This window comes from Citrobacter sp. NCU1 (assembly GCF_010231475.1).
In the GTDB taxonomy this organism is placed as follows: domain Bacteria; phylum Pseudomonadota; class Gammaproteobacteria; order Enterobacterales; family Enterobacteriaceae; genus Citrobacter_D.
Map to the genome: position 1 here is coordinate 198 of NZ_NRDO01000020.1, position 13,698 is coordinate 13,895.

The following is a 13,698-nucleotide window of genomic DNA, read 5'->3' on the forward strand; positions in this document are numbered from 1 at the left end:
AACGCCGTAGCGCCGATGGTAGTGTGGGGTCTCCCCATGCGAGAGTAGGGAACTGCCAGGCATCAAATTAAGCAGTAAGCTGATATAAAAATCAGTGGTTGTGGAAAAATTCGGTGGAGCGGTAGTTCAGTTGGTTAGAATACCTGCCTGTCACGCAGGGGGTCGCGGGTTCGAGTCCCGTCCGTTCCGCCACTTATTAGAAAATTAAGCCTGCTACTTTAGCAGGCTTAATGATAAGAAGATTTAGGGGCGTAGCTCAGTTGGTAGAGCACCGGTCTCCAAAACCGGGTGTCGCGAGTTCGAGTCTCTCCGCCCCTGCCAGAAATAATCCTTAGCATTTTTGCTAAGGATTTTTTTTGTCTGAAATTTGCCTAAAAGTAGTGCTCACACAGCCTGTTATTGTATTTCACCCGGCATCCTTGCCCGATCCTACGACCTTAATCTTCCAGTACGTCTGTTTTTAGAAGATCGCGAATTAACGCATTTTTATCGCTATTTTGTAGCCATATGGCATATAACGGCCTTGAAAGTGTAGAGCTATCTGTAACCGTATGAAGTCCACCTTTCTCTTTGGCCCAGGTCACCGGTAGCCAACTGCAACCGTTGAGGGGAGAAAGCTGCTGGCGTGCGAGTTCTGCTGAACTGGTTGTGAGTACGGGGACTTCATCACTCGCAATCAATCCTGTTTCATGTTGTTGAAAGTCTGGACCCCACTCAAGACGTAAGTAATTCAACTCGTCTTTTGTTCGTGATGGCGTCGTGCTGTAAAGCGCGAGTGTGAAGTGGCCGAGAAGCTGGCTACTAAATTCGTCCATTTTGGGCGCTTCACTGGTAATCAGCAGATCCAACTGGCGCTCATGGAGTTGTTTAACTAACGACTGTCTCTGAGCGATCCTGGCCTCAAATTGCAGACTGTTTTGCGGGTCTTGAGACTGGTACAGCCGCCCCAGCCAGTCATTTAGCATGCACTCCCAAAGAGAAGCGCTGGCACCGATAGAAAACTCATTATGCCGTGACGTATGAGCGACTTCTTTGCGTGCAGCTTGCCACGTGTTCATCAGTGTTTCTGCATAAGGCAGAAGCTTCTCTCCGGCCGCAGTTAAACGGATATTGTTTCTGTGGCGAGTGAACAGGTTCACACCAAGCTGATTTTCCAGTTGTCTAATACGAAAACTTACTGCTGATTGAGTCAGATAGAGTGCTTCAGCTGCACGACCAAAGTGGCGTGTCCGACTCACTTCCAGGAAAGTTTTCAACAATTCCGTATCCACAATGTGCTCCACAAAATTATTTGTCGTTATGATTTAAATCTTTTGTTTTACACTCTGTCAAGCGTAACTAATACTCCGCGCCATAAATAGCTCGGCCAAAGAATTAGGAGCGTGCAGGATGGCGGAAAGCTTTACGACGACTAATCGATATTTCGACAATAAATATTATCCTCGTGGATTCTCTCGTCATGGTGATTTCACCATCAAAGAGGCACAACTGCTTGAACGTTATGGTTATGCCTTTAATGAGCTGGATCTGGGTAAACGTGAGCCAGTCACAGAAGAAGAAAAACTGTTTGTCGCGGTATGTCGTGGCGAACGTGAACCTGTTACAGAGGCTGAACGCGTTTGGTCTAAATACATGACGCGTATCAAGCGTCCCAAGCGTTTCCATACGCTGTCTGGTGGCAAACCGCAGATGGAAGGTGCTGAAGATTACACCGAATCTGACGATTAATAAAAAAGGGCATTTTGCCCTTTTTTTATGCCAGCAGTTTCTGCAGATGAATGAGCAGTCTGTCTATTGCTCGGTAGCCGACTGCTTCTTGTAAGTGCTGTCGTTTAATACTGTCTGTATGCTCAATATCGGCAATTGTACGTGCAACTTTCAGCAGTCGTTGCCAGGCGCGTACGGATAACCCCAACTGCAGCAACGTTTCCTCAAGCCAATGTGCATCATCACTGTGCAGATTGCAGTACTTTCGAATTTCCTGATTACTCATTTGCGCGTTTAGTTTCCCCTGTCGTTTGTATTGGCGTTCCTGAGCAGCGATAACACGCTGTTTAACCGTAAAACTATCTTCTCCTTTGGTTATCGGTTTGCTGAGAATGCCTGGGGGCGGGAGTGGTATCTCAAGTGAAAGATCAAAACGATCGAGAAAGGGGCCGGATAGGCGGTTGAGATAGCGCAGCGTCTGCTCAGGAGTGCAGCGATTATGATTTCCCTGATAGTGACCTGTGGGGCTGGGATTCATAGCAGCAATCAACTGGAAACGCGCTGGATAAGTAATTTTCGCTCGCGTGCGGGAAAGATGAATTTTCCCGGACTCAATGGGTTCCCGCAGTGCGTCCAGTGTACGCCGTTCAAATTCAGGTAGTTCATCAAGGAACAGAATGCCATTATGCGCCAGCGAGATTTCGCCTGGGGCGGGTATTGAGCCACCACCGACCATGGCAGCTAATGATGCACCATGGTGAGGTGAACGAAATGGGCGCTGCTTCCAGTGCTTTTGTACGGTATCGGAATTTACCAGACTGAGAATCGCTGCGCTTTCCAATGCTTCTTCGTTGCTGAGTGGTGGAAGCAGCCCATTTAAGCGACTGGCAAGCATTGTTTTTCCGGTTCCAGGAGGTCCTATCAGTAGCAAGTTATGACCACCCGCTGCAGTAATTTCTAGTCCTCGCTTTCCTTGTTCCTGGCCAATGACATCACTGAGGTCATCCGATGATGCGCCGGAATCCACATCCCGTGTTACAGGCCTTTCAAGATCATGTTTACCCTCCAGAAATGCACAGACGGATTGTAAATGATCGGCTATCAGGCACCCTTCTCCACTGATTAAACCCACTTCAGCGGCATTGTCACTGGCGACGATAATCCTCCGGCCAGCACGAATCGCTTCTGTGGCGCTTGAAATCGCGCCGGGAACGCCGCGTAACGCCCCTGTAAGCGCCAATTCACCTACTAACTCATATTCGCCAAGTTTGTGCGTTGTAAGCTGTTCTGATGCGGTCAGAAGAGCGACAGCGATAGGTAAATCATATCTCCCTCCCTCTTTAGGGAGATCGGCCGGGGCGAGGTTGATCGTGATTTTCTTCGCCGGAAATTCATACCCACTATTGATAATGGCGCTGCGCACCCGATCTCGAGCCTCTTTTACTGTGGTTTCAGGTAATCCCACCATGGTTAAACCGGGAAGACCATTGCTGATATGGACCTCAATCGTTATAGGGGGCGCATTAACGCCAAGGGCGGCGCGAGTGTGAACAATTGAAAGTGACATAATTCCTCCTGATGTAGCTATTATGTCGAAGTTAATGGCGGCAATGTTTTGCTAAATAACGTTTTTTGGCAGCTGATTCATGAAAGTTTGTGCAACTTTGAAAAGAAAGAGTGATGATTGGAATGCGGTTCGCAAAAGGGAAAATAAGCGAGATTTCGAGGGAAAATGGTTATTCAGTGGGAACGAAAATGAAATATTTTCATTTTTTACTTTTCTTATATAAAACAATACGTTTTTACTAAACCGTTAGCTGTGTCAGAAAAAAGAGAATAAAAATATCTTGTGCTATTTGTGAAATCTATGATAACTCTTTAGGCATTCCTTCGAACAAGATGCAAGAATAACCGAAAATGACAGCCCTTCTACGAGTGATTAGCCTGGTCGTGATTAGCGTGGTGGTGATTATTATCCCACCGTGCGGGGCTGCACTTGGACGAGGAAAGGCTTAGAAATCAAGCCTTAACGAACTAAGACCCCCGCACCGAAAGGTCCGGGGGTTTTTTTTGACCTTAAAAACATAACTGAGGAGCAGGAAATGAATATCAGCATAAAATTCTGTTTCTCCAAATTTATGGCGGGGAAGTAACTATGAATGGGGCGCAATGGGTAGTACATGCTTTGCGGGCACAGGGTGTTAAAACCGTTTTTGGTTATCCTGGTGGCGCAATTATGCCGGTTTACGATGCGTTGTATGACGGCGGCGTGGAACACTTATTGTGCCGACATGAGCAGGGGGCTGTGATGGCTGCTATCGGGTATGCTCGTTCGACCGGTAAAACCGGCGTCTGTATCGCAACCTCCGGACCCGGGGCGACCAATTTGATCACCGGTCTGGCTGATGCGCTTTTAGATTCCGTTCCCGTTGTTGCCATCACGGGACAGGTTTCTGCACCCTTCATTGGCACCGATGCTTTTCAGGAAGTGGATGTGTTAGGGCTGTCCCTGGCCTGTACCAAACACAGTTTCCTGGTGCCGTCGCTGGAAGAATTACCACGCATCATGGCTGACGCCTTCAGGATAGCGAATTCAGGACGACCGGGACCTGTCCTGGTTGATATCCCTAAAGATATCCAGTTGGCCAGCGGTTCTCTTGAGCCCTATTTTTCCACCGTGAAAAATGAAGTTACGTTCCCGGGCGCTGAGGTTGAGCAAGCGCGTCGAATGATAGCGCAAGCGCAAAAGCCAGTGCTGTACGTCGGGGGAGGCGTGGGGATGGCGCAGGCGGTAACCACGTTGCGTGAATTTCTCGATGTGACCCGCATGCCAGTCACCTGCACGTTGAAAGGGCTTGGCGCTGTCGAGTCAGACTATCCGTATTATCTTGGCATGCTGGGGATGCATGGCACGAAAGCGGCAAACTTTGCGGTGCAGGAATGCGATCTTCTGGTGGCTGTCGGTGCGCGTTTTGATGACCGGGTGACCGGCAAGCTGAATACCTTCGCACCCAATGCCGGCGTAATCCACATGGATATCGACCCTGCAGAAATGAACAAACTGCGTCAGGCGCACGTTGCGCTTCAGGGCGATTTGAACACACTGCTGCCTGCTCTGCAGCAGTCGTTAAACATTGACGCCTGGCGTCAGTATTGCGCCGAACTGCGCGCTGAGCATTGCTGGCGCTATGACCACCCTGGTGACGCTATCTATGCCCCGTTGTTGTTAAAACAATTGTCAGATCGTAAACCGGCAGACAGCGTCGTGACGACGGATGTCGGTCAACATCAGATGTGGTCGGCACAGCATATGACCTATACCCGCCCGGAAAACTTTATCACCTCCAGCGGCCTGGGCACGATGGGCTTTGGCCTGCCTGCGGCGGTGGGCGCACAGGTGGCGCGACCGGATGACACCGTTATCTGTATCTCCGGTGACGGTTCCTTCATGATGAATGTGCAGGAACTGGGCACCGTAAAACGCAAGCAGTTACCGTTGAAAATCGTCTTACTCGATAATCAACGTTTGGGGATGGTGCGACAATGGCAGCAACTGTTTTTTCAGGAACGTTATAGCGAAACCACCCTTACCGATAATCCCGATTTCCTTATGTTAGCCAGCGCCTTTGGCATTCCTGGCCAACACATCACCCGTAAAGACCAGGTTGAAGCGGCACTCGACACCATGCTGAACAGCGAGGGGCCTTACCTGCTTCATGTCTCAATCGACGAACTTGAGAATGTCTGGCCCCTGGTGCCGCCCGGTGCCAGTAACTCAGAAATGCTGGAGAAATTATCATGATGCAACATCAGGTCAATGTGGCGGCGCGCTTCAGCCCGGAAACGTTAGAGCGTGTTTTACGTGTGGTACGCCATCGCGGTTTTCAGGTGTGTTCTATGAATATGGAAACCGCCAGCGATGCGCAGAATATAAATATCGAATTGACCGTTGCCAGCCCACGGTCAGTCGACTTACTGTTTAGTCAGTTAAGCAAACTGGTAGACGTTGCACATGTTGCCATTTGCCAGAGCACAACCACATCACAACAGATCCGCGCCTGAGCGCAAAAGGAAGAAAAATGACGACGAAAAAAGCTGATTACATTTGGTCCAATGGCGAGATGATTCGCTGGGAAGATGCGAAAGTTCACGTAATGTCCCACGCGCTGCACTACGGTACCTCAGTGTTTGAAGGGATCCGTTGCTACGATTCTCACAAAGGACCAGTGGTGTTCCGCCATCGCGAACACATGCAGCGCCTTCGCGACTCAGCAAAAATTTATCGTTTCCCGGTTTCTCAGAGCGTTGATGAGTTAATGGAAGCCTGTCGCGCGGTTATCCGCAAAAACAATCTGACCAGCGCGTATATCCGCCCACTGGTATTTGTGGGCGATGTAGGGATGGGCGTTAACCCGCCTCCGGGATACACCACTGATGTGATCATTGCCGCGTTCCCATGGGGAGCCTATCTGGGCGCTGAAGCACTGGATCAGGGTATTGACGCGATGGTTTCTTCCTGGAACCGCGTTGCGCCGAACACCATCCCGACCGCGGCAAAAGCTGGCGGTAACTATCTTTCTTCTCTGTTGGTGGGTAGCGAAGCGCGTCGCCACGGTTATCAGGAAGGGATTGCGCTGGATGTGAACGGCTACATTTCTGAAGGCGCAGGCGAGAACCTGTTTGAAGTGAAAGATGGCATTCTGTTCACCCCGCCGTTCACCTCATCCGCACTGCCGGGGATTACTCGTGATGCGATCATCAAACTGGCAAAAGAGCTGGATATCGAAGTGCGTGAGCAAGTGCTGTCCCGTGAATCGCTCTATCTGGCGGATGAAGTGTTTATGTCCGGAACCGCAGCAGAAATCACCCCTGTTCGCAGCGTAGATGGCATCCAGGTGGGGGAAGGCCGCTGTGGCCCGGTCACCAAACGTATCCAGCAAGCATTCTTTGGCCTCTTTACCGGTGAAACGGAAGATAAATGGGGTTGGTTGGATCATGTTAATCAATAATTAAAAAATGGGACGGCACGCACCGTCCCATTTAACAGACAGACACTGGGAGTAAAAAAGCATGCCTAAGTACCGTTCTGCCACCACCACTCACGGGCGCAACATGGCGGGGGCCCGCGCATTGTGGCGCGCAACCGGGATGACCGACGCCGATTTCGGTAAGCCTATTATTGCGGTTGTAAACTCGTTTACTCAGTTTGTGCCGGGCCATGTGCACCTGCGCGACCTCGGTAAACTGGTTGCCGAACAAATCGAAGCGGCAGGCGGTGTGGCCAAAGAGTTCAACACCATTGCGGTGGATGATGGTATCGCAATGGGTCATGGGGGGATGCTTTATTCACTGCCGTCTCGCGAGCTGATTGCCGACTCTGTCGAGTACATGGTCAACGCCCACTGCGCAGACGCCATGGTCTGCATCTCCAACTGCGACAAAATCACCCCGGGCATGCTGATGGCCTCTTTGCGCCTCAACATTCCGGTGATTTTCGTGTCCGGTGGCCCAATGGAAGCCGGGAAGACCAAACTCTCTGACCAAATCATCAAATTGGATCTGGTCGATGCGATGATCCAGGGGGCTGACCCGAAAGTCTCCGACTCGCAAAGCGATCAGATTGAACGTTCAGCCTGCCCGACCTGCGGCTCTTGTTCCGGGATGTTCACCGCCAACTCGATGAACTGCCTGACCGAAGCGCTGGGCTTGTCACAGCCAGGCAATGGATCATTGTTGGCGACGCACGCCGACCGTAAACAGCTGTTCCTCAACGCCGGTTCCCGCATTGTTGAGCTGACCAAACGTTATTACGAGCAGGACGACGAAAGTGCCCTGCCGCGCAATATCGCCAGCAAAGCGGCATTCGAAAACGCCATGACGCTGGATATCGCGATGGGTGGTTCCACTAACACCGTACTTCACCTGCTGGCGGCGGCGCAGGAAGCGGAAATCGACTTCACCATGAGTGACATCGACAAGCTTTCCCGCAAGGTACCTCAGCTGTGTAAAGTGGCGCCAAGTACGCAGAAATACCATATGGAAGACGTGCACCGCGCTGGTGGCGTTCTGGGTATTCTTGGCGAGTTGGATCGCGCCGGTTTGCTGAACCGTGAAGTGAAAAACGTACTCGGACTTTCTCTGCCGCAGACGCTCGATCAATACGATGTCATGCTGACGAAAGATGATGCGGTGAAAACCATGTTCCGCGCAGGGCCTGCGGGTATCCGCACCACTCAGGCATTCTCGCAGGAGTGCCGTTGGGATACGCTGGATGATGATCGCGCCGAAGGCTGTATCCGTTCGCTGGAACATGCGTACAGCAAAGACGGCGGTCTGGCAGTACTGTACGGCAACTTCGCGGAAAACGGCTGCATTGTGAAAACCGCCGGCGTGGACGACAGCATTCTGAAATTCACCGGTCCGGCCAAAGTGTATGAAAGTCAGGATGAGGCGGTAGAAGCCATTCTCGGTGGCAAAGTGGTCGCAGGCGATGTGGTTGTTATCCGCTATGAAGGTCCGAAAGGCGGCCCGGGGATGCAGGAGATGCTCTACCCAACCACCTTCCTGAAATCAATGGGCCTTGGCAAAGCCTGTGCGTTGGTGACCGATGGCCGTTTCTCCGGCGGCACTTCCGGTCTTTCTATCGGCCACGTTTCTCCAGAAGCGGCGAGCGGCGGCAACATCGCGATCATCGAAGATGGCGATCTGATTGAAATCGACATCCCGAACCGCGGCATTCAGTTGACGCTGAGCGATCAGGAAATTGCGGCACGTCGTGAGGCGCAGGAAGCCCGTGGTGATAAAGCCTGGACGCCGAATAACCGTGAACGTCAGGTCTCCTTTGCCCTGCGTGCCTACGCCAGCCTGGCGACCAGCGCCGACAAAGGTGCTGTGCGCGATAAATCGAAACTGGGGGGTTAATGATGGCTGACTCGCAACCCCTGTCCGGCACCCCTGAGGGTGCCGAGTATCTCAGAGCGGTGCTGCGCGCACCGGTCTACGAAGCAGCGCAGGTCACGCCGCTGCAAAAAATGGAAAAACTCTCGTCGCGCCTTGATAACGTGATCCTGGTGAAACGCGAAGACCGCCAGCCGGTGCACAGTTTCAAGCTGCGCGGGGCTTACGCCATGATGGCGGGTCTGACGGAAGAACAGAAAGCGCAGGGTGTGATCACCGCATCCGCAGGAAACCATGCGCAAGGCGTGGCGTTCTCTTCGGCGCGATTAGGTGTAAAAGCGCTGATTGTTATGCCAACCGCCACTGCCGACATCAAAGTCGATGCTGTGCGTGGTTTCGGCGGTGAAGTGTTGCTGCACGGTGCCAATTTTGATGAAGCGAAAGCCAAAGCGATTGAGCTGTCGCAGCAGCAAGGTTTTACCTGGGTGCCGCCGTTTGATCATCCGATGGTGATTGCCGGCCAGGGCACGCTGGCGCTGGAGCTACTGCAACAGGATGCGCATCTGGACCGGGTGTTTGTGCCGGTCGGTGGCGGCGGTCTGGCGGCAGGCGTGGCGGTGCTTATCAAACAACTGATGCCGCAAATCAAAGTGATTGCCGTCGAAGCTGAAGACTCCGCCTGCCTGAAGGCGGCACTGGAAGCCGGTCATCCGGTCGACCTGCCGCGTGTAGGTTTGTTTGCTGAAGGCGTAGCCGTCAAACGCATTGGCGATGAAACCTTCCGTCTGTGCCAGGAGTATCTCGACGACATCATCACTGTCGACAGCGATGCTATCTGCGCGGCGATGAAAGATCTGTTCGAAGATGTGCGTGCGGTGGCAGAACCGTCCGGTGCGCTGGCGCTGGCGGGGATGAAAAAGTATATCGCCCAGCACAATATCCGTGGCGAGAGACTGGCGCATATTCTTTCCGGTGCCAACGTCAACTTCCACGGTCTGCGCTACGTTTCCGAACGCTGCGAACTGGGTGAGCAGCGCGAAGCCCTGCTGGCGGTGACCATCCCGGAAGAGAAGGGCAGCTTCCTCAAGTTCTGCCAGTTGCTCGGTGGGCGTTCAGTCACCGAGTTCAACTACCGCTTTGCCGATGCTAAAGATGCCTGCATTTTCGTGGGTGTACGCCTGAGCCGTGGTCTGGAAGAGCGTAAAGAGATTCTGCAACTGCTCAATGACGGTGGTTATAGCGTGGTGGATCTCTCCGATGACGAAATGGCGAAACTGCACGTTCGCTATATGGTTGGCGGACGTCCGTCCAAGCCGTTACAGGAACGGCTATTCAGCTTTGAGTTTCCCGAATCGCCGGGCGCGCTGCTTAAGTTCTTGCATACGCTGGGTACGCACTGGAATATTTCCCTGTTCCATTACCGTAGCCACGGCACTGACTATGGTCGGGTGCTGGCGGCGTTTGAGTTAGGCGAGCACGAGCCGGATTTCGAAACGCGTCTGAACGAGCTGGGTTATGACTGTCACGATGAGACGCATAACCCGGCATTCAGGTTCTTTTTGGCGGGTTAGGACGGGATGCCTGATGGCGCTTCGCTTATCAGGCCTACACACCGTTTGTAGTTTGCGCCGCTATCCGGCAAAACTCCGCCTGATGGCGCTTCGCTTATCAGGCCTACACGCCGTTTGCAGCTTGCGCCGCTATCCGGCAAAACCCCGGCTGATGGCGCTTCGCTTATCAGGCCTACAATGCATCCTGCATGGGGTTAATGGTTCGGCAAAATCGCCCAAAACGCATCAATCAGCGGCTCATGCAGCCGCTTTTTTTGTGCGCATACGCCAAGTTCGAACGGTGTTTTTTCATCGCTGCGCTCAAGAATCATCACGCGGTTGCGCACCGGCTCCGGGCTGTTTTCCAGCACCACTTCCGGCAGCAGCGCCACACCGCAGCCGAGCGCGACCATTGAGATCATCGCTTCATGACCACCCACGGTGGCGTAAATCAACGGATTGCTGATCTTGTTGCGCCGAAACCACAGCTCAATACGGCGGCGTACCGGTCCCTGGTCGGCCATGATAAATGGAATTGTCGACCAGTCCGGGATGTCTACCGAGACCTGATTACGCACCGGGCAGGGCAACGCGGGGGCGATCAGCACTACCGCCAGATTTTCCAGCATTGAAAATGCCACTGCGCCAGGCAGCGTTTCCGGTTTCCCCGCAATCGCCAAATCCGCTTCGCCGGTAACCACTTTTTCCATCGCATCGGCGGCATCACCGGTGGTGAGCTTAATTTCTACCGATGGATGTTCCGCCCGAAACCTGTCGAGAATCGGCGGCAGGTGGCTATAGGCGGCGGTCACCGAGCAGAAGATATGCAATTCGCCGGAGAGCGACGGTCCCTGCTGGTCAATGGTGTGGCGCAGTTGCTGATATTGCAGCAAGGTTTGCTGGGCAAAAACGCGTAACTCTTCACCTGCTTCGGTCAGCGTCACGGTGCGGTTATCGCGCACAAACAGCGGTTGGCCGAGATCTTCTTCCAGGCGCTGAATCTGCCGGGAAAGCGTCGAGGGGCTGACGTGCATCGCCCGCGCGCTGCGGCCAAAATGGCGGCTCTCCGCCAGATGCAGGAAGGTTTTCAGATCGCGTAAATCCACAGATCGCACTCCACTCTTTTACATTGCAGAAATTGCAACGTGACGTTGTGAATATATCAATTTCCGCAATAAATTTCCTGTCATATAGTGAGTGCATTCTCTCTTGCAATGACACGGCAAGCGAACCTAACAAGAAAGCACGACAACACAACATCACGGAGTTCACCATGGCTAACTACTTCAATACACTGAACCTGCGCCAGCAGCTGGCACAGCTGGGTAAATGTCGCTTTATGGGGCGCGACGAATTCGCCGATGGCGCAAGCTACCTTCAGGGTAAAAAAGTGGTCATCGTCGGCTGTGGCGCTCAGGGTCTGAACCAGGGCCTGAACATGCGTGACTCCGGTCTGGATATCTCTTATGCCTTGCGTAAAGAAGCGATTGCTGAGAAACGCGCTTCCTGGCGTAAAGCGACCGAAAACGGCTTCAAAGTCGGTACTTACGAAGATCTGATCCCGCAGGCGGATCTGGTGGTTAACCTGACGCCAGACAAACAGCACTCTGACGTTGTGCGCTCCGTGCAGCCGCTGATGAAAGAGGGCGCGGCGCTGGGTTACTCCCACGGCTTCAACATCGTCGAAGTGGGCGAGCAGATCCGTAAAGACATCACCGTCGTGATGGTGGCGCCGAAGTGCCCAGGTACTGAAGTTCGTGAAGAGTACAAACGTGGTTTCGGTGTTCCAACCCTGATTGCGGTTCACCCGGAAAACGATCCGAAAAGTGAAGGTATGGCCATCGCTAAAGCCTGGGCTGCGGCAACGGGCGGTCACCGCGCGGGCGTTCTGGAATCTTCCTTCGTTGCGGAAGTGAAATCTGATCTGATGGGTGAGCAGACTATTCTGTGCGGCATGCTGCAGGCTGGTTCTCTGCTGTGTTTCGACAAGCTGGTGGAAGAAGGGACCGACCCGGCATACGCTGAAAAACTGATTCAGTTCGGCTGGGAAACCATCACCGAAGCGCTGAAACAGGGCGGCATCACTCTGATGATGGACCGCCTCTCTAACCCGGCGAAACTGCGTGCTTACGCGCTTTCCGAGCAGTTAAAAGAGATCATGGCGCCGCTGTTCCAGAAGCACATGGATGACATTATTTCCGGTGAATTCTCCTCCGGCATGATGGCTGACTGGGCGAACGACGATAAGAAACTGCTGACCTGGCGTGAAGAGACCGGCAAAACCGCGTTTGAAACCGCGCCGCAGTATGAAGGCAAAATCGGCGAGCAGGAGTACTTCGATAAAGGCGTTCTGATGATCGCGATGGTGAAAGCGGGCGTTGAGCTGGCATTCGAAACGATGGTGGATTCCGGCATCATCGAAGAGTCGGCTTACTACGAATCCTTGCACGAGTTGCCGCTGATTGCGAACACCATCGCCCGTAAGCGTCTGTATGAAATGAACGTGGTTATCTCTGATACCGCAGAATACGGTAACTACCTGTTCTCTTACGCTTGCGTACCGCTGCTGAAATCGTTCATGACTGAAATTCAGCCGGGCGACCTGGGCAAAGCGATTGCTGACGGTGCAGTCGACAACGCGCAGTTGCGTGATGTGAATGAAGCGATTCGTGGCCATGCAATCGAGAAAGTGGGTCAGAAACTGCGCGGTTATATGACCGATATGAAACGTATTGCCGTAGCGGGTTAAGATAAAAAGTCGGGTGGCGCATAGCTTACCCGACCTACAATGTTACAGCCATTTTGTAGGCCCGGTAAGGCGTTAGCCGCCACCGGGCTTTTTTATTAGTTACGGTACAGCACTTTAATGATGTGGTAACCAAACTGCGTGTGCAGTGGACCGGTTGGCTCCAGCACCGGGCAGGAGAAAACCACTTTATCGAAGGCTGGAACCATCTGGCCCTGACGGAATTCGCCTAAGTCACCGCCACGTTTACCTGACGGGCAGATTGAGTGCTTCTTCGCCAGCTTGCCGAAGTCGGCGCCATTTTTAATTTGCTCAAGAATATCTAATGCCAGTTTTTCTTCTTTAACAAGGATATGCACTGCTGCTGCTGTTTTTGCCATGATCGTGCCTTCAAAAGGGGGTCTATAAGGCTCGCAATTTTAGCATGGCTTACCGTCGATACAGCACTTTGATGATGTGGTAGCCAAATTTGGTTTTTACCGGTCCGTAGGGTTTAAGCAGCGGGATACTAAACACTGCGGCATCAAATGGCCCCACCATCATCCCCTGTTTGAATTCGCCAAGATCGCCGCCATTGCGCCCGGAAGGGCAGCGGGAGTAACGTTTTGCCAGATGATCGAAACTGATACCGCGCTCCAGTTTGCTCAGGATCTCGAGAGCCAGTTTCTCTTCTTTTACCAGGATATGCAGGGCTGCCGCGCTCTTAACCATAGGGTCGTTCTCATCATAGGATTGCCGTCCAACACTTTACCATTTGACGGGTAAATCTCAGCCTGACTTTCTGCTACAATCCACATC

Annotated in this window: 13 protein-coding genes, 2 tRNA genes and 1 rRNA gene (1 of these 16 cut by a window edge); 11 read left to right on the forward strand and 5 right to left on the reverse strand. The window is 52.7% G+C overall.

The window, feature by feature from the left end; genetic code table 11:
- From rrf to CJP72_RS07770, 3 genes are all read left to right on the forward strand, one after another.
- Window positions 1-61: ribosomal RNA gene (gene rrf, locus CJP72_RS26275) — 5S ribosomal RNA — on the forward strand; it begins 51 nt to the left of the window's first position.
- A gap of 54 nt (window positions 62-115) precedes the next feature.
- A tRNA-Asp gene (locus tag CJP72_RS07765) sits at window positions 116-192 on the forward strand.
- 53 nt (window positions 193-245) lie between these two features.
- Window positions 246-321 (forward strand) — tRNA-Trp (locus tag CJP72_RS07770).
- Between the two features lie 116 nt (window positions 322-437).
- Here the strand turns inward: CJP72_RS07770 and hdfR are convergent.
- A complete protein-coding gene (gene hdfR, locus CJP72_RS07775; protein ID WP_162380305.1) occupies window positions 438-1,283 on the reverse strand; it encodes an HTH-type transcriptional regulator HdfR in 846 nt (281 codons plus the stop codon).
- Between the two features lie 106 nt (window positions 1,284-1,389).
- Between hdfR and maoP the strand changes: the two genes are divergently transcribed.
- Window positions 1,390-1,728: a macrodomain Ori organization protein MaoP gene (gene maoP, locus CJP72_RS07780; RefSeq protein ID WP_162380306.1), complete on the forward strand. Its 339-nt coding sequence runs from the start codon at window positions 1,390-1,392 to the stop codon at window positions 1,726-1,728.
- Between the two features lie 25 nt (window positions 1,729-1,753).
- On the opposite strand, the gene CJP72_RS07785 is transcribed toward maoP, so the two are convergent.
- Window positions 1,754-3,274, reverse strand: coding sequence for a YifB family Mg chelatase-like AAA ATPase (locus CJP72_RS07785; protein ID WP_162380307.1), 1,521 nt, complete (start codon window positions 3,272-3,274; stop codon window positions 1,754-1,756).
- A 350-nt stretch (window positions 3,275-3,624) separates the two neighbouring features.
- Here CJP72_RS07785 and ilvL point away from each other — a divergent pair, with 350 nt between their 5' ends.
- The 6 genes from ilvL to ilvA all read left to right on the forward strand — a co-directional run bounded on the left by ilvL (window position 3,625) and on the right by ilvA (window position 10,175).
- Window positions 3,625-3,723 (forward strand): ilv operon leader peptide, encoded by a 99-nt coding sequence (gene ilvL / locus CJP72_RS07790; protein ID WP_001311244.1) that lies wholly within the window; start codon window positions 3,625-3,627, stop codon window positions 3,721-3,723.
- Window positions 3,724-3,862: 139 nt separating this feature from the next.
- Complete coding sequence (gene ilvG / locus CJP72_RS07795; protein ID WP_162380308.1) at window positions 3,863-5,509, forward strand: acetolactate synthase 2 catalytic subunit; 1,647 nt, start codon at window positions 3,863-3,865, stop codon at window positions 5,507-5,509.
- Window positions 5,506-5,769, forward strand: coding sequence for an acetolactate synthase 2 small subunit (ilvM, locus tag CJP72_RS07800; protein ID WP_162380309.1), 264 nt, complete (start codon window positions 5,506-5,508; stop codon window positions 5,767-5,769). The genes ilvG and ilvM overlap by 4 nt, the downstream gene beginning before the upstream one ends.
- A 17-nt stretch (window positions 5,770-5,786) precedes the next feature.
- Window positions 5,787-6,716: a branched-chain amino acid transaminase gene (locus CJP72_RS07805; protein ID WP_162380310.1), complete on the forward strand. Its 930-nt coding sequence runs from the start codon at window positions 5,787-5,789 to the stop codon at window positions 6,714-6,716.
- Window positions 6,717-6,777: 61 nt separating this feature from the next.
- Window positions 6,778-8,628 carry a dihydroxy-acid dehydratase gene (gene ilvD, locus CJP72_RS07810; RefSeq protein ID WP_162380311.1) on the forward strand — a complete coding sequence of 617 codons (1,851 nt, stop codon included), beginning with the start codon at window positions 6,778-6,780 and terminating at the stop codon, window positions 8,626-8,628.
- Between the two features lie 2 nt (window positions 8,629-8,630).
- Complete coding sequence (gene ilvA / locus CJP72_RS07815) at window positions 8,631-10,175, forward strand: threonine ammonia-lyase, biosynthetic (RefSeq protein WP_162380371.1); 1,545 nt, start codon at window positions 8,631-8,633, stop codon at window positions 10,173-10,175.
- 194 nt (window positions 10,176-10,369) lie between these two features.
- Here ilvA and ilvY read toward each other — a convergent pair whose 3' ends face one another.
- Window positions 10,370-11,260, reverse strand: a complete 891-nt coding sequence (gene ilvY / locus CJP72_RS07820) for an HTH-type transcriptional activator IlvY (RefSeq protein ID WP_162380312.1) — start codon at window positions 11,258-11,260, stop codon at window positions 10,370-10,372.
- A gap of 167 nt (window positions 11,261-11,427) precedes the next feature.
- Here ilvY and ilvC point away from each other — a divergent pair, with 167 nt between their 5' ends.
- Entirely contained in the window at window positions 11,428-12,903 is a 1,476-nt protein-coding gene (gene ilvC, locus CJP72_RS07825) for a ketol-acid reductoisomerase (RefSeq protein ID WP_162380313.1), read from the forward strand.
- A gap of 95 nt (window positions 12,904-12,998) precedes the next feature.
- Here ilvC and ppiC (CJP72_RS07830) read toward each other — a convergent pair whose 3' ends face one another.
- Complete coding sequence (ppiC, locus tag CJP72_RS07830; protein ID WP_162380314.1) at window positions 12,999-13,280, reverse strand: peptidylprolyl isomerase PpiC; 282 nt, start codon at window positions 13,278-13,280, stop codon at window positions 12,999-13,001.
- Between the two features lie 49 nt (window positions 13,281-13,329).
- Complete coding sequence (ppiC, locus tag CJP72_RS07835) at window positions 13,330-13,611, reverse strand: peptidylprolyl isomerase PpiC (RefSeq protein WP_162380315.1); 282 nt, start codon at window positions 13,609-13,611, stop codon at window positions 13,330-13,332.
- Window positions 13,612-13,698 lie beyond the last annotated feature (87 nt).